Source organism: Pseudomonas sp. LBUM1653 (assembly GCF_059716115.1).
The window spans coordinates 6,415,387-6,432,456 of record NZ_CP166803.1; the positions used below are offsets into that span (position 1 = coordinate 6,415,387).

The 17,070-nt window shown below is 55.1% G+C and carries 23 protein-coding genes; all 23 read right to left on the reverse strand.

Features of this window, described 5'->3' with window-relative positions:
- Position 1: 1 nt before the first annotated feature.
- Positions 2–352, reverse strand: coding sequence for a 50S ribosomal protein L18 (rplR, locus tag ACA054_RS29005; protein ID WP_003186037.1), 351 nt, complete (start codon positions 350–352; stop codon positions 2–4).
- Positions 353–362: 10 nt separating this feature from the next.
- On the reverse strand, positions 363–896 hold the full coding sequence (gene rplF, locus ACA054_RS29010; protein WP_003176412.1) for a 50S ribosomal protein L6: 534 nt from the start codon (positions 894–896) through the stop codon (positions 363–365).
- Between the two features lie 12 nt (positions 897–908).
- On the reverse strand, positions 909–1,301 hold the full coding sequence (rpsH, locus tag ACA054_RS29015) for a 30S ribosomal protein S8 (RefSeq protein WP_008065722.1): 393 nt from the start codon (positions 1,299–1,301) through the stop codon (positions 909–911).
- Between the two features lie 209 nt (positions 1,302–1,510).
- Positions 1,511–1,816 carry a 30S ribosomal protein S14 gene (gene rpsN / locus ACA054_RS29020; protein WP_003176414.1) on the reverse strand — a complete coding sequence of 102 codons (306 nt, stop codon included), beginning with the start codon at positions 1,814–1,816 and terminating at the stop codon, positions 1,511–1,513.
- A 13-nt stretch (positions 1,817–1,829) separates the two neighbouring features.
- Complete coding sequence (gene rplE / locus ACA054_RS29025; RefSeq protein WP_003176415.1) at positions 1,830–2,369, reverse strand: 50S ribosomal protein L5; 540 nt, start codon at positions 2,367–2,369, stop codon at positions 1,830–1,832.
- Positions 2,370–2,391: 22 nt separating this feature from the next.
- The gene (gene rplX, locus ACA054_RS29030) at positions 2,392–2,706 is read right to left on the reverse strand and encodes a 50S ribosomal protein L24 (protein WP_003176416.1); all 315 of its coding nucleotides are present in this window, start codon (positions 2,704–2,706) and stop codon (positions 2,392–2,394) included.
- 11 nt (positions 2,707–2,717) lie between these two features.
- Positions 2,718–3,086, reverse strand: coding sequence for a 50S ribosomal protein L14 (gene rplN, locus ACA054_RS29035; RefSeq protein WP_002555479.1), 369 nt, complete (start codon positions 3,084–3,086; stop codon positions 2,718–2,720).
- 23 nt (positions 3,087–3,109) lie between these two features.
- The gene (gene rpsQ, locus ACA054_RS29040) at positions 3,110–3,376 is read right to left on the reverse strand and encodes a 30S ribosomal protein S17 (protein WP_003176419.1); all 267 of its coding nucleotides are present in this window, start codon (positions 3,374–3,376) and stop codon (positions 3,110–3,112) included.
- Between the two features lie 2 nt (positions 3,377–3,378).
- A complete protein-coding gene (gene rpmC / locus ACA054_RS29045) occupies positions 3,379–3,570 on the reverse strand; it encodes a 50S ribosomal protein L29 (protein WP_002555481.1) in 192 nt (63 codons plus the stop codon).
- The gene (rplP, locus tag ACA054_RS29050; protein WP_045057467.1) at positions 3,570–3,983 is read right to left on the reverse strand and encodes a 50S ribosomal protein L16; all 414 of its coding nucleotides are present in this window, start codon (positions 3,981–3,983) and stop codon (positions 3,570–3,572) included. The genes rpmC and rplP overlap by 1 nt, the downstream gene beginning before the upstream one ends.
- A 12-nt stretch (positions 3,984–3,995) precedes the next feature.
- Positions 3,996–4,682 carry a 30S ribosomal protein S3 gene (gene rpsC, locus ACA054_RS29055; RefSeq protein ID WP_003176422.1) on the reverse strand — a complete coding sequence of 229 codons (687 nt, stop codon included), beginning with the start codon at positions 4,680–4,682 and terminating at the stop codon, positions 3,996–3,998.
- 13 nt (positions 4,683–4,695) lie between these two features.
- Positions 4,696–5,028, reverse strand: coding sequence for a 50S ribosomal protein L22 (gene rplV, locus ACA054_RS29060; protein ID WP_003103908.1), 333 nt, complete (start codon positions 5,026–5,028; stop codon positions 4,696–4,698).
- Between the two features lie 11 nt (positions 5,029–5,039).
- The gene (gene rpsS, locus ACA054_RS29065) at positions 5,040–5,315 is read right to left on the reverse strand and encodes a 30S ribosomal protein S19 (protein WP_002555486.1); all 276 of its coding nucleotides are present in this window, start codon (positions 5,313–5,315) and stop codon (positions 5,040–5,042) included.
- Between the two features lie 16 nt (positions 5,316–5,331).
- Positions 5,332–6,156, reverse strand: coding sequence for a 50S ribosomal protein L2 (gene rplB, locus ACA054_RS29070; RefSeq protein ID WP_008030897.1), 825 nt, complete (start codon positions 6,154–6,156; stop codon positions 5,332–5,334).
- 14 nt (positions 6,157–6,170) lie between these two features.
- Positions 6,171–6,470 carry a 50S ribosomal protein L23 gene (gene rplW, locus ACA054_RS29075; protein ID WP_002555488.1) on the reverse strand — a complete coding sequence of 100 codons (300 nt, stop codon included), beginning with the start codon at positions 6,468–6,470 and terminating at the stop codon, positions 6,171–6,173.
- Positions 6,467–7,069, reverse strand: a complete 603-nt coding sequence (rplD, locus tag ACA054_RS29080) for a 50S ribosomal protein L4 (RefSeq protein WP_003228735.1) — start codon at positions 7,067–7,069, stop codon at positions 6,467–6,469. The genes rplW and rplD overlap by 4 nt, the downstream gene beginning before the upstream one ends.
- Before the next feature lie 12 nt (positions 7,070–7,081).
- A complete protein-coding gene (gene rplC / locus ACA054_RS29085) occupies positions 7,082–7,717 on the reverse strand; it encodes a 50S ribosomal protein L3 (protein WP_003186059.1) in 636 nt (211 codons plus the stop codon).
- A gap of 80 nt (positions 7,718–7,797) precedes the next feature.
- The gene (gene rpsJ, locus ACA054_RS29090; protein WP_003186070.1) at positions 7,798–8,109 is read right to left on the reverse strand and encodes a 30S ribosomal protein S10; all 312 of its coding nucleotides are present in this window, start codon (positions 8,107–8,109) and stop codon (positions 7,798–7,800) included.
- Between the two features lie 159 nt (positions 8,110–8,268).
- Positions 8,269–9,462, reverse strand: a complete 1,194-nt coding sequence (gene tuf / locus ACA054_RS29095; RefSeq protein WP_497636784.1) for an elongation factor Tu — start codon at positions 9,460–9,462, stop codon at positions 8,269–8,271.
- Positions 9,463–9,493: 31 nt separating this feature from the next.
- Entirely contained in the window at positions 9,494–11,599 is a 2,106-nt protein-coding gene (gene fusA, locus ACA054_RS29100) for an elongation factor G (protein ID WP_497636785.1), read from the reverse strand.
- Positions 11,600–11,629: 30 nt separating this feature from the next.
- Positions 11,630–12,100, reverse strand: coding sequence for a 30S ribosomal protein S7 (rpsG, locus tag ACA054_RS29105; RefSeq protein ID WP_002555493.1), 471 nt, complete (start codon positions 12,098–12,100; stop codon positions 11,630–11,632).
- Between the two features lie 119 nt (positions 12,101–12,219).
- Positions 12,220–12,591 carry a 30S ribosomal protein S12 gene (gene rpsL, locus ACA054_RS29110; RefSeq protein WP_003186084.1) on the reverse strand — a complete coding sequence of 124 codons (372 nt, stop codon included), beginning with the start codon at positions 12,589–12,591 and terminating at the stop codon, positions 12,220–12,222.
- A gap of 215 nt (positions 12,592–12,806) precedes the next feature.
- Positions 12,807–17,006: a DNA-directed RNA polymerase subunit beta' gene (gene rpoC, locus ACA054_RS29115; protein WP_497687234.1), complete on the reverse strand. Its 4,200-nt coding sequence runs from the start codon at positions 17,004–17,006 to the stop codon at positions 12,807–12,809.
- Between the last annotated feature and the right edge of the window lie 64 nt (positions 17,007–17,070).

Here is a 17,070-nt window from a genome sequence, read left to right on the forward strand (position 1 = left end):
CTTAGAACTCCAGCCCAGCTTCACGAGCAGCATCAGCCAGCGCTTTAACGCGGCCGTGGTACTTGAAGCCAGAGCGGTCGAAAGCCACTTGCGAGACGCCAGCGGCCTTAGCACGCGTAGCGACCAGCTGGCCAACCTTAGTGGCCGCGTCGATGTTGCCAGTGGCGCCATCACGCAGTTCTTTATCCAAAGTCGAGGCGCTTGCCAGGACTTTGTTGCCGTCGGCCGAAATGACCTGGGCGTAGATGTGCTGCGACGAGCGGAACACGCAGAGACGCACGACTTCGAGTTCGTGCATTTTCAGGCGTGCTTTGCGAGCGCGACGCAGTCGAGTAACTTTTTTGTCGGTCATTTGCTATGCCCTACTTCTTCTTGGCTTCTTTACGACGGACGACTTCGTCCGCGTAGCGCACACCTTTGCCTTTGTACGGCTCTGGTGGACGGAAGTCGCGGATCTCGGCGGCCACTTGACCTACCAGCTGCTTATCGATGCCCTTGATCAGGATATCGGTCTGGCTAGGAGTCTCAGCGGTGATGCCTTCCGGCAGTTCATAATCCACTGGGTGCGAGAAGCCAAGAGCCAGGTTCAGCACTGTGCCTTTTGCTTGCGCTTTGTAACCAACACCGACCAGCTGGAGCTTGCGCTCGAAGCCTTGGCTTACGCCTTGGACCATGTTGTTTACCAACGCACGAGTGGTACCAGCCATTGCGCGAGTTTGTTGATCGCCATTGCGAGCAGCGAAACGCAGCTCACCAGCTTCTTCAACGATCTCAACGGACGAATGGATGTTCAGTTCGAGAGTGCCCTTGGCACCCTTCACCGAAAGCTGTTGGCCTGCGAATTTTACTTCGACGCCGGCTGGCAGCTTAACGGGGTTCTTAGCGACGCGAGACATGCTTATCCCCCCTTAGAACACAGTGCAAAGAACTTCGCCGCCGACACCGGCAGCGCGCGCAGCACGATCAGTCATCACACCTTTGTTGGTGGAGACGATAGACACACCGAGACCGCCACGAACTTTTGGCAGATCATCGACGGACTTGTACTGACGCAGGCCTGGACGGCTAACGCGCTTCACTTCTTCGATAACCGGACGGCCTTCGAAGTATTTCAGCTCGATAGACAGCAGTGGTTTGGTTTCGCTGCTGATCTGATAACCCGCGATGTAACCTTCGTCCTTCAGGACTTTGGCAACAGCTACCTTCAACGTGGAAGATGGCATGCTTACGACGGACTTTTCAGCCATCTGGGCATTACGGATTCGAGTTAGCATGTCCGCTAACGGGTCCTGCATACTCATGGGCTAGACGCTCCTAATACAGAAAAATTAGCCTTGCGGCTACTACGTGTCGCCGAGAATCTCCGGGTAGAAAAAACACGGGCTCAGGCGAGCCGGGTATTCTAGACACACCCCAGAAATGAATCAAGCCCCAAAAGGGGCTTGATCCAGATTCAAGGCCACCGGTGGTCAGGTTCTCGCGAACCTTTGCACCGATACTTTGAAAGTACTTACCAGCTGGCTTTAACCAGACCTGGTACGTCACCACGCATTGCCGCTTCACGCAGTTTGTTACGGCCGAGGCCGAACTTGCGGTAAACGCCGTGTGGACGACCGGTCAGGCGGCAGCGGTTACGCATGCGCGAGGCGCTTGCGTCACGTGGCTGCTTCTGCAGAGCTACTGTCGCTTCCCAACGTGCTTCTGGACTTGCGTTCAGATCAACGATGATAGCTTTCAGTGCTGCACGCTTCTTGGCGTACTTGGCAACCGTGAGCTGACGCTTCAGCTCGCGGTTTTTCATGCTCATCTTGGCCATGGTCCTACTCCAATCAGTTGCGGAACGGGAATTTGAACGCACGCAGCAGAGCGCGGCCTTCATCATCGTTCTTGGCAGTGGTGGTCAGGGTGATGTCCAGACCGCGGAGAGCATCGATCTTGTCGTAGTCGATTTCCGGGAAGATGATCTGCTCTTTCACGCCCATGCTGTAGTTGCCACGACCATCGAAGGACTTGGCATTCAGGCCGCGGAAGTCGCGAACCCGAGGCAGGGAGATCGACAGCAGACGATCCAGGAACTCGTACATACGCTCACGGCGCAGGGTCACTTTGACGCCGATCGGCCAACCTTCACGGACTTTAAAGCCAGCGATGGATTTGCGAGCGTAGGTCACAACGACTTTCTGGCCGGTGATCTTTTCCAGGTCAGCAACAGCGTGCTCGATGACTTTTTTGTCGCCGACCGCTTCGCCCAGACCCATGTTCAGGGTGATCTTTGTAACGCGTGGAACTTCCATCACGTTCGAAAGCTTAAGTTCTTCCTTAAGCTTCGGTGCGATTTCTTTCCAGTAAATCTCTTTTAGTCGTGCCATGGTCTCATCTACCTAGCAGTGTTCAAGCATCAACCGCTTTTTGGGTCGACTTGAAGACACGAATTTTCTTGCCGTCTTCTACTTTGAAACCAACGCGATCAGCCTTGTTGGTTTCGCCGTTGAAAATGGCGACGTTAGAAGCGTCCAGTGGAGCTTCTTTTTCGACGATACCGCCTTGTACGCCCGACATCGGGTTAGGCTTGGTATGACGCTTGACCAGGTTCAGACCGCCGATAACCAAACGGTTATTAGCGAGAACCTTAAGCACCTTACCGCGCTTACCTTTGTCTTTGCCGGCGATCACGATGATCTCGTCGTCACGACGAATCTTTTGCATGTCGGATCTCCTTACAGCACTTCTGGGGCGAGCGAGACGATCTTCATGAACTTCTCAGTACGAAGCTCACGGGTCACTGGCCCAAAGATACGGGTGCCGATCGGCTCTTGCTTGTTGTTCAGAAGAACAGCAGCGTTGCCATCAAAGCGGATAATGGAGCCATCAGCACGACGTACGCCGTGACGAGTGCGGACTACAACAGCAGTCATCACTTGGCCTTTTTTCACTTTACCGCGAGGAATTGCTTCCTTCACGGTAACTTTGATGATGTCACCGATACCAGCGTAACGACGATGGGAGCCACCCAGCACCTTGATGCACATAACGCGGCGAGCGCCGCTGTTATCGGCCACATCGAGCATGGATTGAGTCTGAATCATATAATTTCTCCGACCCCTAGTCCTTAGACTTCCACAGCGCGTTCGAGAACATCAACCAGTGCCCAAGACTTGGTCTTGGCCAGCGGACGAGTTTCACGAATAGTGACCTTGTCGCCGATGTGGCACTGATTGGTTTCGTCGTGCGCGTGCAGCTTAGTCGAACGCTTAACGTATTTACCGTAGATCGGGTGCTTAACGCGACGCTCGATCAGTACGGTGATGGTTTTGTCCATCTTGTCGCTGACAACACGGCCAGTCAGCGTACGGACAGTTTTTTCGGCTTCAGCCATGATTACTTACCTGCCTGCTGGTTAAGCACAGTCTTCACGCGAGCGATGTCACGTTTAACTTGCGAGAGCAGATGAGACTGCCCCAACTGGCCAGTTGCTTTCTGCATACGCAGATTGAACTGGTCGCGCAGCAGGCCGAGCAGTTGCTCGTTCAGCTGCTGTGCGGATTTTTCACGAAGTTCATTCGCTTTCATCACATCACCGTCCGTTTAACAAAGGCGGTGGCGAGCGGCAGCTTTGCAGCAGCCAGGGCAAAAGCCTCACGCGCCAGCTCTTCAGTAACACCCTCGATTTCATACAGGACTTTGCCTGGCTGAATCTGGGCAACCCAGTATTCCACGCTACCTTTACCTTTACCCATCCGAACTTCGAGTGGCTTCTTGGAAATAGGCTTGTCCGGGAATACACGGATCCAGATCTTGCCGCCACGTTTAACGTGACGGGTCAGTGCACGACGCGCTGACTCGATCTGACGAGCGGTGAGACGACCACGAGCTACAGACTTCAGCGCATATTCGCCGAAGCTGACTTTGCTACCGCGCTGAGCCAAGCCACGGTTGTGGCCTGTCATCTGCTTGCGGAACTTCGTACGCTTTGGTTGCAACATTTGGCGTACCCCTTACTTAGCAGCTTTTTTACGAGGCGCTGGTGCTTGTGGTTTCAGTTCTTCTTGGCGACCACCAATTACTTCGCCTTTGAAGATCCAAACCTTTACACCGATCACACCATAAGTGGTGTGAGCTTCGTAGTTGGCATAGTCGATGTCGGCACGCAGGGTGTGCAGTGGCACACGACCTTCGCGATACCATTCAGTACGTGCGATTTCAGCACCGCCGAGACGACCGCTCACTTGGATTTTGATGCCTTTGGCACCAATGCGCATGGCGTTCTGTACAGCGCGCTTCATAGCGCGACGGAACATTACGCGACGCTCCAGCTGCTGAGCTACGCTCTGCGCAACCAACATACCGTCGAGTTCCGGCTTGCGGATTTCTTCGATATTGATGTGCACAGGCACACCCATTTGCTTGGTCAGGTCCTGACGCAGTTTCTCAACATCTTCACCTTTCTTCCCGATAACGATACCTGGACGAGCGGTGTGGATGGTGATACGTGCTGTTTGAGCCGGACGATGGATATCGATACGGCTTACGGACGCGCTTTTTAGTTTGTCTTGGAGATACTCACGCACCTTCAGATCAGCGAACAAATAGTCCGCATAAGTCCGACCGTCTGCGTACCAGACGGAGGTGTGCTCCTTGACGATTCCCAGGCGAATGCCAATGGGATGTACTTTCTGACCCATCTCTTCGACTCCGTTACTTGTCAGCAACCTTGACAGTGATATGGCAAGACCGCTTGACGATGCGATCAGCACGGCCTTTGGCACGTGGCATGATGCGCTTCAGCGAACGCCCTTCGTTGACGAAAACGGTGCTGACCTTAAGGTCATCAACGTCTGCGCCTTCGTTATGCTCGGCGTTGGCTACGGCCGACTCCAGCACTTTCTTCATGATCTCGGCGGCTTTCTTACTGCTGAAAGCCAACAGGTTGAGCGCTTCGCCCACCTTCTTCCCGCGGATCTGGTCGGCGACCAAGCGGGCTTTCTGGGCGGAGATTCGAGCGCCCGACAACTTAGCGGCTACTTCCATTTCCTAACCCCTTAACGCTTGGCTTTCTTGTCTGCCACGTGCCCGCGATAAGTGCGGGTACCGGCGAACTCGCCCAGTTTGTGGCCGACCATGTCTTCGTTAACGAGAACTGGGACGTGCTGACGACCGTTGTGTACTGCGATGGTCAAACCGACCATTTGTGGCAGGATCATCGAACGACGCGACCAGGTTTTCACCGGTTTGCGATCGTTCTTTTCCGCCGCCACTTCGATCTTCTTCAGTAGGTGAAGATCGATAAAAGGACCTTTTTTCAGAGAACGTGGCACTGTCGTATCCCTCTATTTACTTGCGACGACGGACGATCATTTTGTCGGTACGCTTATTACCACGAGTCTTCGCGCCCTTAGTCGGGAAGCCCCATGGCGATACCGGATGACGACCACCAGAGGTACGACCTTCACCACCACCATGCGGGTGGTCAACCGGGTTCATGGCAACACCACGAACGGTTGGGCGAACGCCACGCCAGCGTTTGGCACCAGCTTTACCCAGCGAACGCAGGCTGTGCTCGGAGTTCGAGACTTCGCCCAGGGTCGCACGGCATTCAGCCAGGACTTTACGCATTTCACCGGAACGCAGACGCAGGGTCACGTAGACACCTTCACGAGCGATCAGCTGAGCCGAAGCACCAGCGGAACGAGCGATTTGCGCGCCTTTACCTGGCTTCAATTCGATGCCGTGTACGGTGCTACCAACTGGAATGCTGCGCAGTTGCAACTGGTTGCCTGGCTTGATCGGAGCCAAAGCACCCGAAATCAGCTGGTCGCCAGCGTTCACGCCTTTAGGGGCGATGATGTAACGGCGTTCGCCGTCTGCGTACAACATAAGAGCAATGTGAGCAGTACGGTTTGGATCGTATTCGATACGCTCGACAGTGGCTGGAATGCCATCTTTGTCGTTGCGACGGAAATCGACCAGACGATAATGCTGCTTATGGCCACCACCGATGTGACGAGTGGTAATACGACCATTGTTGTTACGACCACCAGACTTCGATTTCTTCTCGAGCAGCGGTGCGTGAGGAGCGCCTTTATGCAGCTCCTGGTTGACCACCTTGACCACATGACGGCGGCCAGGGGAAGTCGGTTTGCATTTAACGATTGCCATGATGCACCCCTTCCTTACTCAGCACTGCTGCTGAAATCGAGATCTTGGCCTGGCTGAAGGGAGATAACTGCCTTCTTCCAGTCATTACGCTTGCCCAGACCGCGAGCAGTGCGCTTGCTCTTACCCAGAACATTCAGGGTAGTAACACGCTCTACTTTCACGCTGAACAGGCTTTCGACGGCCTTCTTGATTTCCAGCTTGGTTGCATCAGTAGCAACCTTGAAAACGAACTGGCCTTTCTTGTCTGCCAGAACCGTAGCCTTCTCGGAAACGTGCGGGCCAAGCAGAACTTTAAATACGCGTTCCTGGTTCATCCCAGCAGCTCCTCGAATTTCTTCACGGCCGACACGGTGATCAACACCTTGTCGTATGCGATCAGACTAACTGGATCGGAACCTTGCACGTCACGTACATCTACGTGTGGCAGGTTACGAGCAGCCAGGTACAGGTTCTGATCAACAGCGTCCGACACGATCAGAACGTCGGTCAGGCTCATGTTGTTCAGCTTGCCCAGCAGGTCTTTGGTTTTCGGCGTTTCAACGGCGAAATCCTGAACCACGACCAGACGATCAGTACGCACCAGCTCAGCAAGGATGGAACGCATTGCTGCGCGATACATCTTCTTGTTCAGCTTCTGGGAGTGATCCTGAGGACGAGCTGCGAAAGTGGTACCGCCGCCACGCCAGATTGGGCTACGGATAGTACCGGCACGAGCACGGCCAGTACCTTTCTGACGCCATGGGCGCTTACCGCCACCACGAACGTCGGAACGGGTCTTCTGCTGCTTGCTACCCTGACGGCCGCCGGCCATGTAGGCCACGACTGCTTGGTGAACCAGCGTCTCGTTGAATTCGCCGCCAAATGTCAGTTCGGAAACTTCGATCGCTTGAGCGTCATTTACATTTAATTGCATGTCAGCTTCCCCTTAACCGCGAGCCTTGGCTGCTGGACGTACAACCAAGTTGCCGCCAGTAGCGCCAGGAACAGCGCCCTTGACCAACAACAGATTGCGTTCAGCGTCCACGCGCACTACTTCGAGGGACTGCACGGTCACGCGCTCAGCGCCCATATGACCGGACATTTTTTTGCCCTTGAATACACGACCAGGAGTCTGGCACTGGCCGATAGAGCCTGGAACGCGGTGGGATACGGAGTTACCGTGGGTGTTATCTTGCCCGCGGAAATTCCAACGCTTGATCGTACCCTGGAAGCCTTTACCCTTGGACTGACCGGTTACATCAACCAGTTGACCAGCGGCGAAGATTTCAGCGTTGATCAGATCGCCGGCCTGGTACTCGCCTTCTTCAAGGCGGAATTCCATTACGGTACGACCAGCGGCAACATTCGCTTTAGCGAAGTGGCCAGCCTGAGCTGCTGTTACACGCGAAGCACGACGCTCGCCGACAGTGACTTGCACTGCACGATAGCCATCGGTCTCTTCAGTTTTGAACTGGGTGACGCGATTCGGTTCGATCTCAATGACCGTAACCGGAATGGAGACACCTTCTTCGGTGAAAATACGGGTCATACCGCATTTACGACCGACTACACCAATAGTCATGTTGTAAACCTCATGAGTGTACGGGGCTTTCACCCGCTATGGCCGCCCATTTCAGAGCGTTACACGACTAAGACCGAGTCTTAGCCGAGGCTGATCTGCACTTCCACACCGGCCGCAAGATCAAGCTTCATAAGTGCGTCAACGGTTTTATCCGTTGGCTGGACGATGTCCAGAACGCGCTTATGAGTACGGATCTCGTACTGGTCACGCGCGTCTTTGTTGACGTGCGGGGAGACCAGAACGGTGAACCGCTCTTTACGGGTAGGCAGTGGAATTGGACCACGCACTTGAGCACCAGTACGTTTCGCGGTTTCCACGATTTCCTGGGTGGATTGGTCGATCAGGCGATGGTCAAAAGCCTTCAACCTGATACGGATTTGCTGATTTTGCATTGGATTTCAGACTCCGGCTGCTATTCCCACCGAGCGCAATACGCCCGTTAAAAGGAGGCGCAATTCTATAGACGCCCCATATAGGTGTCAACCCAATAAAAAAAGCCCCCGCTGAGCGGGGGCCTTTTCAAAGCATCGAAGCTATCTCAAAAGAGATGCTTACTCGATGATTTTAGCTACAACGCCAGCACCAACGGTACGGCCGCCTTCACGGATAGCGAAGCGCAGACCGTCTTCCATTGCGATGGTTTTGATCAGGGTAACGGTCATTTGAACGTTATCACCTGGCATTACCATTTCAACGCCTTCTGGCAGCTCGCAGTTACCGGTCACGTCAGTAGTACGGAAGTAGAACTGTGGACGGTAGCCTTTGAAGAACGGAGTGTGACGGCCGCCTTCTTCCTTGCTCAGAACGTAAACTTCTGCGGTGAACTTGGTGTGCGGCTTAACCGAACCTGGCTTAACCAGAACCTGACCACGCTCAACGTCGTCACGCTTGGTGCCACGCAGCAGAACGCCGCAGTTCTCGCCAGCACGACCTTCGTCGAGCAGCTTGCGGAACATTTCAACACCGGTGCAGGTGGTGACGGTAGTGTCACGCAGACCAACGATTTCCAGTGGATCTTGAACGCGAACGATACCGCGCTCGATACGACCAGTCACAACAGTACCACGACCCGAGATCGAGAATACGTCTTCGATTGGCATCAGGAATGGCTTGTCGATCATACGAACTGGTTCTGGGATGTAGCTGTCCAGAGTCTCTACCAGCTTCTTAACAGCGGTAGTACCCATTTCGTTGTCGTCTTTGCCTTCCAGCGCCATACGAGCAGAACCGATGATGATCGGAGTGTCGTCGCCCGGGAAGTCGTAAGTGCTCAGCAGGTCGCGCACTTCCATCTCAACCAGTTCCAACAGCTCAGCGTCGTCTACCAGGTCAGCCTTGTTCAGGAAGACCACGATGTACGGAACGCCTACCTGGCGGGACAGCAGGATGTGCTCACGAGTTTGCGGCATCGGACCATCAGCAGCCGAGCAAACCAGGATCGCGCCGTCCATCTGAGCAGCACCGGTGATCATGTTCTTCACGTAGTCAGCGTGACCTGGGCAGTCAACGTGAGCGTAGTGACGAATGGCCGAGTTGTACTCAACGTGAGCGGTGTTGATCGTGATACCACGAGCTTTTTCTTCTGGCGCGCTGTCGATCTTGTCGAAGTCAACGATTGCCGAACCGAAAACCTCGGAGCAAACACGGGTCAGAGCAGCAGTCAGAGTGGTTTTACCGTGGTCAACGTGACCGATGGTGCCAACGTTGACGTGCGGAAGGGAACGATCAAATTTTTCTTTAGCCACGACAATTAACTCCTAGCCTAAAGGGGCTGAATCAGCCTTGTTTTTTGGTAACGGTTTCGACGATGTGCGACGGAGCCGTATTGTATTTTTTGAATTCCATAGAGTAGCTAGCGCGACCCTGGGACATGGAACGAACGTCGGTCGCATAACCGAACATCTCGCCCAACGGAACTTCAGCACGGATAACCTTACCGGAAACCGTATCTTCCATACCCAGAATCATGCCGCGACGACGGTTAAGGTCGCCCATCACGTCACCCATATAGTCTTCAGGCGTAACAACCTCTACCGCCATGATCGGCTCGAGCAACTCACCACCGCCCTTCTGGGCCAGCTGCTTGGTCGCCATGGAAGCAGCCACCTTAAACGCCATCTCGTTCGAGTCGACGTCGTGGTAAGAACCATCAAACACGGTAGCCTTCAGGCCGATCAGCGGATAGCCGGCAACAACGCCGTTCTTCATCTGCTCTTCGATGCCCTTCTGGATAGCCGGGATGTATTCCTTAGGAACCACACCACCCACCACTTCGTTCACGAATTGCAGACCTTCCTGACCTTCGTCAGCAGGAGCAAAGCGGATCCAGCAATGGCCGAACTGGCCACGACCGCCGGACTGGCGAACGAACTTGCCTTCGATCTCACAGTTCTTCGTGATGCGCTCACGATAGGAAACCTGAGGCTTACCGATGTTGGCTTCGACGTTGAACTCACGGCGCATCCGGTCAACCAGGATGTCCAGGTGCAACTCGCCCATGCCAGAGATGATCGTTTGACCAGTCTCTTCATCAGTCTTGACACGGAAAGAAGGGTCTTCCTGAGCAAGCTTGCCCAGTGCGATACCCATTTTTTCCTGGTCATCCTTGGTCTTAGGCTCTACGGCAACCGAAATAACCGGCTCCGGGAAGTCCATGCGAACCAGGATGATTGGCTTGTCAGCGTTGCACAAGGTTTCACCAGTGGTGACGTCCTTCATGCCGATCAGGGCCGCGATGTCGCCAGCGCGTACTTCCTTGATCTCTTCGCGGGCGTTTGCGTGCATTTGCACCATACGACCCACGCGCTCTTTCTTGCCTTTAACCGAGTTGATCACGCCGTCGCCGGAGGCCAACACGCCCGAGTAAACGCGGACGAAGGTCAAGGTACCCACGAATGGGTCAGTAGCGATCTTGAACGCCAGAGCCGAGAACGGCTCGTTGTCGTCTGCATGACGCTCCATCTGCTTTTCCTCGTCATCCGGGTCAGTACCCTTGATGGCAGGAATGTCGGTTGGAGCCGGCAGGTAGTCGATAACGGCGTCGAGAACCAGGGGAACACCCTTGTTCTTGAAGGAAGAACCGCAAACAGCCAAGACGATCTCACCAGCGATGGTACGCTGACGCAGAGCGGCCTTGATTTCCTCGATGGAAAGCTCTTCGCCTTCGAGGTACTTGTTCATCAGCTCTTCGCTGGCTTCGGCCGCAGCCTCAACCATGTTGCTGCGCCACTCTTCAGCCAGTTCCTGCAGTTCAGCAGGGATGGCTTCGCGACGTGGAGTCATGCCCTTGTCAGCATCGTTCCAGTAAACCGCTTCCATGGTCAACAGATCGATCTGACCCTGGAAGTTGTCTTCGGAACCGATAGCCAACTGGATTGGCACCGGGGTGTGACCCAGACGCTGCTTGATCTGAGCGATCACGCGCAGGAAGTTCGCACCGGCACGGTCCATCTTGTTCACGTAAACGATACGTGGAACACCGTATTTGTTGGCTTGACGCCATACGGTTTCGGACTGAGGCTCAACGCCGGAAGTGCCGCAGAACACAACGACCGCGCCGTCGAGTACACGCAGGGAACGTTCAACTTCAATGGTGAAGTCTACGTGGCCCGGGGTATCGATGACGTTGAAGCGGTATTGGTCCTTGTGCTGCTTCGCAGAACCCTGCCAGAAGGCGGTAATAGCAGCAGAAGTAATGGTAATACCACGCTCCTGCTCCTGAACCATCCAGTCGGTGGTCGCGGCGCCGTCATGCACCTCGCCCATCTTGTGGCTTTTGCCAGTGTAAAAAAGGACGCGCTCGGTGGTGGTGGTTTTACCAGCATCCACGTGAGCAACGATACCAATGTTACGGTAGCGGTTAATCGGTGTAGTACGAGCCATAAAGCCCTCGCAAATTGAGTGACGCTAAAATTAGAAGCGGTAGTGCGAGAAAGCTTTGTTAGCTTCAGCCATACGGTGCACGTCTTCACGCTTCTTAACTGCAGCACCTTTACCTTCGGCAGCGTCCAACAGTTCGCCAGCCAAACGCAGAGCCATAGACTTCTCGCCGCGCTTACGGGCGAAGTCTACCAACCAGCGCATTGCCAGAGCGTTACGACGGGACGGACGAACTTCAACCGGAACCTGGTAAGTAGCACCGCCTACACGGCGCGACTTTACTTCGACCAGCGGAGCGATGGCGTCGAGAGCTTTCTCGAAGATTTCCAGGGGGTCGCTGTTCTTGCGTTCTTTAACCTTTTCCAGCGCGCCATAAACGATACGCTCGGCAACGGCTTTCTTGCCGCTTTCCATCACGTGGTTCATGAACTTGGCCAGGATCTGGCTGCCGTATTTTGGATCGTCAAGCACTTCGCGCTTGGCTGCTACGCGTCTTCTTGGCATGGATAAGCCCTCAAACGGTCTTCAGGTTCGCTCGGAATCGGTGCCCATTACGGGACGCCTCCGACCTTACTCTTATCGACTCAGAAAAATAGAAATCAGTTTTTTGCAGCAAGCGACCATTACTTCGGACGCTTGGTACCGTACTTCGAACGACCCTGGTTACGACCTTTAACGCCGGAAGTATCCAACGAACCGCGAACGGTGTGGTAACGAACACCTGGCAAGTCTTTTACACGACCGCCGCGGATCAGTACCACGCTGTGCTCTTGCAGGTTGTGGCCTTCACCGCCGATGTACGAGGAAACCTCGAAACCGTTGGTCAGGCGCACACGGCATACTTTACGCAGTGCCGAGTTAGGTTTTTTCGGCGTGGTGGTGTACACACGGGTGCACACGCCACGACGTTGCGGGCAGTTCTGCAGCGCAGGCACGTCGGATTTCTCGACGATACGCTTACGCGGCTGACGTACCAGCTGGTTGATAGTTGCCATCTACTAGCTCCACTGTTGTCTTGCGACGCTATTGTCTTGCAAGAAAAGCAAAATGGCAGGAACGAATTCCCGCCAAATTTAGGGGTACAAGAGTCTAAAGAGGATCTTGTCCCCAGTCAAGGCAAGGCCCCGACCTCCCCACCCATCAAACCTCGACAAATTGTCTCGATTCGATGAACGGAGCGACCAGGGCCTCAGCTCATTTACCGCAGAACTCAGTTACCGCTCGAGTTCAGCGCTTCGGTCAGTGCAGCTTCCACTTCACTGGCGCTCACGCGCAACGGCTTGTCTGCATCACGGCGACGCTTACGCTCGCTGTGATAAGCCAGACCGGTACCAGCCGGGATCAGACGACCCACGACCACGTTTTCTTTCAGGCCGCGCAGGTAATCGCGCTTGCCGGTTACCGCCGCTTCGGTCAGTACACGGGTGGTTTCCTGGAAGGAAGCCGCCGAGATGAACGATTCGGTGGACAACGACGCCTTGGTGATACCCAGCAGAACGCGAGTGAACTTGGAGACGAATTTGTCGTCGCCGCTCAAACGCTCGTTCTCTACCAGAACGTGAGTCAATTCCATCTGGTCGCCCTTGATGAAACTGGAATCGCCGGATTCAGCGATCTCAACTTTACGCAGCATCTGACGCAGGATGGTCTCGATGTGCTTGTCGTTGATCTTCACGCCTTGCAGACGGTAAACGTCCTGGATCTCGTTGACGATGTACTTGGCCAGCGCACTCACACCCAGCAGACGCAGGATGTCGTGTGGATCGCTCGGGCCGTCGGAGATAACTTCGCCGCGGTTTACCTGTTCGCCTTCGAACACGTTCAGGTGACGCCACTTCGGAATCAGCTCTTCGTACGGATCGCTACCGTCGTTCGGAGTGATAACCAGACGGCGCTTGCCCTTGGTCTCTTTACCGAACGCGATGGTGCCGCTGACTTCAGCCAGAATCGAGGCTTCTTTCGGACGACGGGCTTCGAACAAGTCGGCAACACGCGGCAGACCACCGGTGATGTCACGGGTCTTCGAAGTCTCTTGCGGAATACGAGCGATAACATCACCGATCGCGATTTTCGCGCCGTCCGCCACACCGACCAGGGCGTTGGCTGGCAGGAAGTACTGAGCGATAACGTCAGTGCCTGGCAGCAACAGATCCTTGCCGTTGTCATCAACCATCTTCACAGCAGGACGGATATCTTTACCGGCAGCTGGACGGTCTTTGGCGTCGAGTACTTCAATGTTGGTCATACCGGTCAATTCGTCAGTCTGACGCTTGATCGTGATGCCTTCTTCCATGCCCACGTAGGTCACGGTACCTTTCATTTCGGTAACGATTGGGTGAGTGTGCGGATCCCACTTGGCCACGATTGCGCCAGCGTCGACCTTGTCACCTTCTTTAACCGAAATCACAGCACCGTACGGCAGCTTGTAACGCTCGCGCTCACGACCGAAGTCATCAGCGATCGCCAGCTCACCCGAACGGGATACAGCAACCAGGCAACCATCCACTCGCTCAACGTGTTTCAGGTTGTGCAGACGGACGGTACCGCCATTCTTCACCTGAACGCTGTCGGCTGCGGAGGTCCGGCTTGCCGCACCACCGATGTGGAACGTACGCATCGTCAGCTGGGTACCCGGCTCACCGATGGACTGGGCAGCGATAACGCCGACCGCTTCACCGATGTTCACCTGGTGACCACGAGCCAGATCGCGGCCGTAGCACTTGGCGCAGATGCCGAAGCGGGTTTCGCAGCTGATCGGCGAACGCACGATCACTTCGTCGATGCTGTTTAGCTCGATGAACTCGACCCACTTCTCGTCGACCAGGGTGCCGGCCGGAACGATGACGTCCTCGGTGCCTGGCTTGAATACGTCACGGGCGATAACACGACCCAATACGCGCTCACCCAACGGCTCTACAACGTCACCGCCTTCAATGTGCGGAGTCATCAGCAGACCGTGTTCGGTGCCGCAATCGATCTCGGTTACAACCAGGTCTTGCGCCACGTCTACCAGACGACGGGTCAGGTAACCGGAGTTCGCCGTTTTCAACGCGGTATCCGCCAGACCTTTACGAGCACCGTGAGTGGAGATGAAGTACTGGAGTACGCTCAAACCTTCACGGAAGTTCGCAGTAATCGGTGTTTCGATGATGGAGCCGTCCGGCTTGGCCATCAGGCCACGCATACCGGCGAGCTGACGGATCTGCGCAGCAGAACCCCGTGCGCCCGAGTCGGCCATCATGTACATCGAGTTGAAGGATTCCTGGTCGACTTCGACGCCATGACGGTCGATGACTTTCTCTTTCGAGAGGTTGGCCATCATCGCCTTGGAAACTTCGTCGTTCGCCTTGGACCAAAGGTCGATCACTTTGTTGTACTTCTCGCCCTGGGTTACCAGGCCGGAGGCGTACTGACTTTCGATCTCTTTCACTTCGTCGGTGGCAGCACCGATGATGCGGGCTTTTTCATCCGGGATAACGAAGTCGTTAACGCCGATGGAAACGCCGGAAATGGTCGAATAGGCAAAACCGGTGTACATCAACTGGTCAGCGAAGATCACGGTCTCTTTCAGACCAACCACGCGGTAGCACTGGTTGATCAGCTTGGAGATCGCCTTTTTCTTCATCGGCAGGTTCACGACGTCGTACGACAGACCTTTTGGCACAACTTGATACAGCAACGCACGGCCAACAGTAGTGTCGACGATACGAGTGCCGCTCACGCTGCCACCGTCACGGTCGTTGACGGTTTCGTTGATCCGCACTTTGACTTTGGCGTGCAGTGCGGCTTCGCCGGCACGGAACACACGGTCAACTTCCTGCAGATCCGCGAACACGCGACCTTCGCCCTTGGCGTTGATCGCTTCACGAGTCATGTAGTACAGACCCAATACAACGTCCTGCGACGGAACGATGATTGGCTCACCGTTGGCTGGCGACAGAATGTTGTTGGTCGACATCATCAACGCACGCGCTTCGAGCTGGGCTTCCAGCGTCAGCGGTACGTGCACGGCCATTTGGTCGCCGTCGAAGTCGGCGTTGTACGCAGCACAGACCAGCGGGTGAAGCTGAATAGCCTTACCTTCGATCAGTACCGGTTCAAACGCCTGGATACCCAGACGGTGAAGGGTCGGTGCACGGTTGAGAAGAACCGGGTGTTCGCGAATCACTTCAGCGAGGACGTCCCAAACTTCCGGCAGCTCGCGCTCGACCATCTTCTTGGCAGCTTTGATGGTGGTAGCAAGACCACGCATTTCCAGCTTGCCGAAAATGAACGGTTTGAACAGCTCGAGAGCCATCTTCTTCGGCAGACCGCACTGGTGCAGACGCAGGGTCGGACCTACGGTAATTACCGAACGACCGGAGTAGTCAACACGCTTACCGAGCAAGTTCTGACGGAAACGACCCTGCTTACCCTTGATCATGTCAGCCAGGGATTTCAGAGGACGCTTGTTGGAACCGGTGATAGCGCGACCACGACGACCGTTGTCGAGCAGTGCGTCGACAGCTTCCTGCAACATACGCTTTTCGTTGCGCACGATGATGTCCGGAGCGGACAGATCCAGCAGGCGCTTCAAGCGGTTGTTACGGTTGATCACTCGACGATACAGATCGTTGAGATCGGAAGTCGCGAAGCGACCGCCATCCAGCGGGACCAGTGGACGCAGATCTGGCGGCAGAACCGGCAGAACGGTCAGCACCATCCACTCTGGCAGGTTGCCGGAACCCTGGAAGGCTTCCATCAACTTCAGACGCTTGGACAGCTTCTTGATCTTGGTTTCGGAGTTGGTTTGCGGAATTTCTTCGCGCAGACGGCCAATCTCGTGTTCCAGGTCGATAGCGTGCAGCAGTTCGCGGACAGCTTCGGCACCCATGCGGGCATCGAAATCGTCGCCAAACTCTTCCAGCGCTTCGAAGTACTGCTCGTCGTTGAGCAGTTGACCTTTTTCAAGGGTGGTCATGCCTGGATCGATAACGACATAGCTCTCGAAGTAGAGAACGCGTTCGATATCACGCAGGGTCATGTCCATCAGCAAGCCGATACGGGACGGCAGCGATTTCAGGAACCAGATGTGGGCAACTGGCGAGGCCAGTTCGATGTGCGCCATGCGCTCACGACGAACTTTTGCCAGCGCGACTTCAACGCCGCACTTCTCGCAGATCACACCACGGTGCTTCAAGCGCTTGTACTTACCGCACAGGCACTCGTAATCCTTTACCGGGCCAAAGATCTTGGCGCAGAACAGGCCGTCACGCTCAGGTTTGAACGTACGGTAGTTGATGGTTTCCGGCTTTTTAACTTCACCGAACGACCACGAACGGATCATCTCAGGCGATGCCAATCCGATACGGATGGCGTCGAACTCTTCGACTTGACCCTGGTTTTTCAGCAAATTCAGTAGGTCTTTCAAGGCCTTTCCTCCTGGCGGAGCAGAGAGCGGGCAATCCTGCCCCGCTCTCGATTCGCGTCACGTG

Coding starts and splice junctions, on each gene's coding strand:
- rpsC (WP_003176422.1), bottom strand. CDS start 4,682: ATGGGTCAGAAAGTACATCCCATTGGCATTCGCCTGGGAATCGTCAAG.
- rplF (WP_003176412.1), bottom strand. CDS start 896: ATGTCTCGCGTCGCTAAGAACCCCGTTAAGCTGCCAGCCGGCGTCGAA.
- rplV (WP_003103908.1), bottom strand. CDS start 5,028: ATGGAAGTAGCCGCTAAGTTGTCGGGCGCTCGAATCTCCGCCCAGAAA.
- rpmC (WP_002555481.1), bottom strand. CDS start 3,570: ATGAAAGCGAATGAACTTCGTGAAAAATCCGCACAGCAGCTGAACGAG.
- rplC (WP_003186059.1), bottom strand. CDS start 7,717: ATGACTATTGGTGTAGTCGGTCGTAAATGCGGTATGACCCGTATTTTC.
- rplD (WP_003228735.1), bottom strand. CDS start 7,069: ATGCAATTAAATGTAAATGACGCTCAAGCGATCGAAGTTTCCGAACTG.
- rplN (WP_002555479.1), bottom strand. CDS start 3,086: ATGATTCAGACTCAATCCATGCTCGATGTGGCCGATAACAGCGGCGCT.
- rplB (WP_008030897.1), bottom strand. CDS start 6,156: ATGGCAATCGTTAAATGCAAACCGACTTCCCCTGGCCGCCGTCATGTG.
- rpsN (WP_003176414.1), bottom strand. CDS start 1,816: ATGGCCAAGATGAGCATGAAAAACCGCGAGCTGAAGCGTCAGCTCACG.
- rplE (WP_003176415.1), bottom strand. CDS start 2,369: ATGGCACGACTAAAAGAGATTTACTGGAAAGAAATCGCACCGAAGCTT.
- rpsH (WP_008065722.1), bottom strand. CDS start 1,301: ATGAGTATGCAGGACCCGTTAGCGGACATGCTAACTCGAATCCGTAAT.
- rpsG (WP_002555493.1), bottom strand. CDS start 12,100: ATGCCAAGAAGACGCGTAGCAGCCAAGCGCGAAGTGCTTGACGATCCA.
- rplW (WP_002555488.1), bottom strand. CDS start 6,470: ATGAACCAGGAACGCGTATTTAAAGTTCTGCTTGGCCCGCACGTTTCC.
- rpsL (WP_003186084.1), bottom strand. CDS start 12,591: ATGGCAACTATCAACCAGCTGGTACGTCAGCCGCGTAAGCGTATCGTC.
- rpsJ (WP_003186070.1), bottom strand. CDS start 8,109: ATGCAAAATCAGCAAATCCGTATCAGGTTGAAGGCTTTTGACCATCGC.
- fusA (WP_497636785.1), bottom strand. CDS start 11,599: ATGGCTCGTACTACACCGATTAACCGCTACCGTAACATTGGTATCGTT.
- rpsQ (WP_003176419.1), bottom strand. CDS start 3,376: ATGGCTGAAGCCGAAAAAACTGTCCGTACGCTGACTGGCCGTGTTGTC.
- rplX (WP_003176416.1), bottom strand. CDS start 2,706: ATGCAAAAGATTCGTCGTGACGACGAGATCATCGTGATCGCCGGCAAA.
- rplR (WP_003186037.1), bottom strand. CDS start 352: ATGACCGACAAAAAAGTTACTCGACTGCGTCGCGCTCGCAAAGCACGC.
- rplP (WP_045057467.1), bottom strand. CDS start 3,983: ATGTTGCAACCAAAGCGTACGAAGTTCCGCAAGCAGATGACAGGCCAC.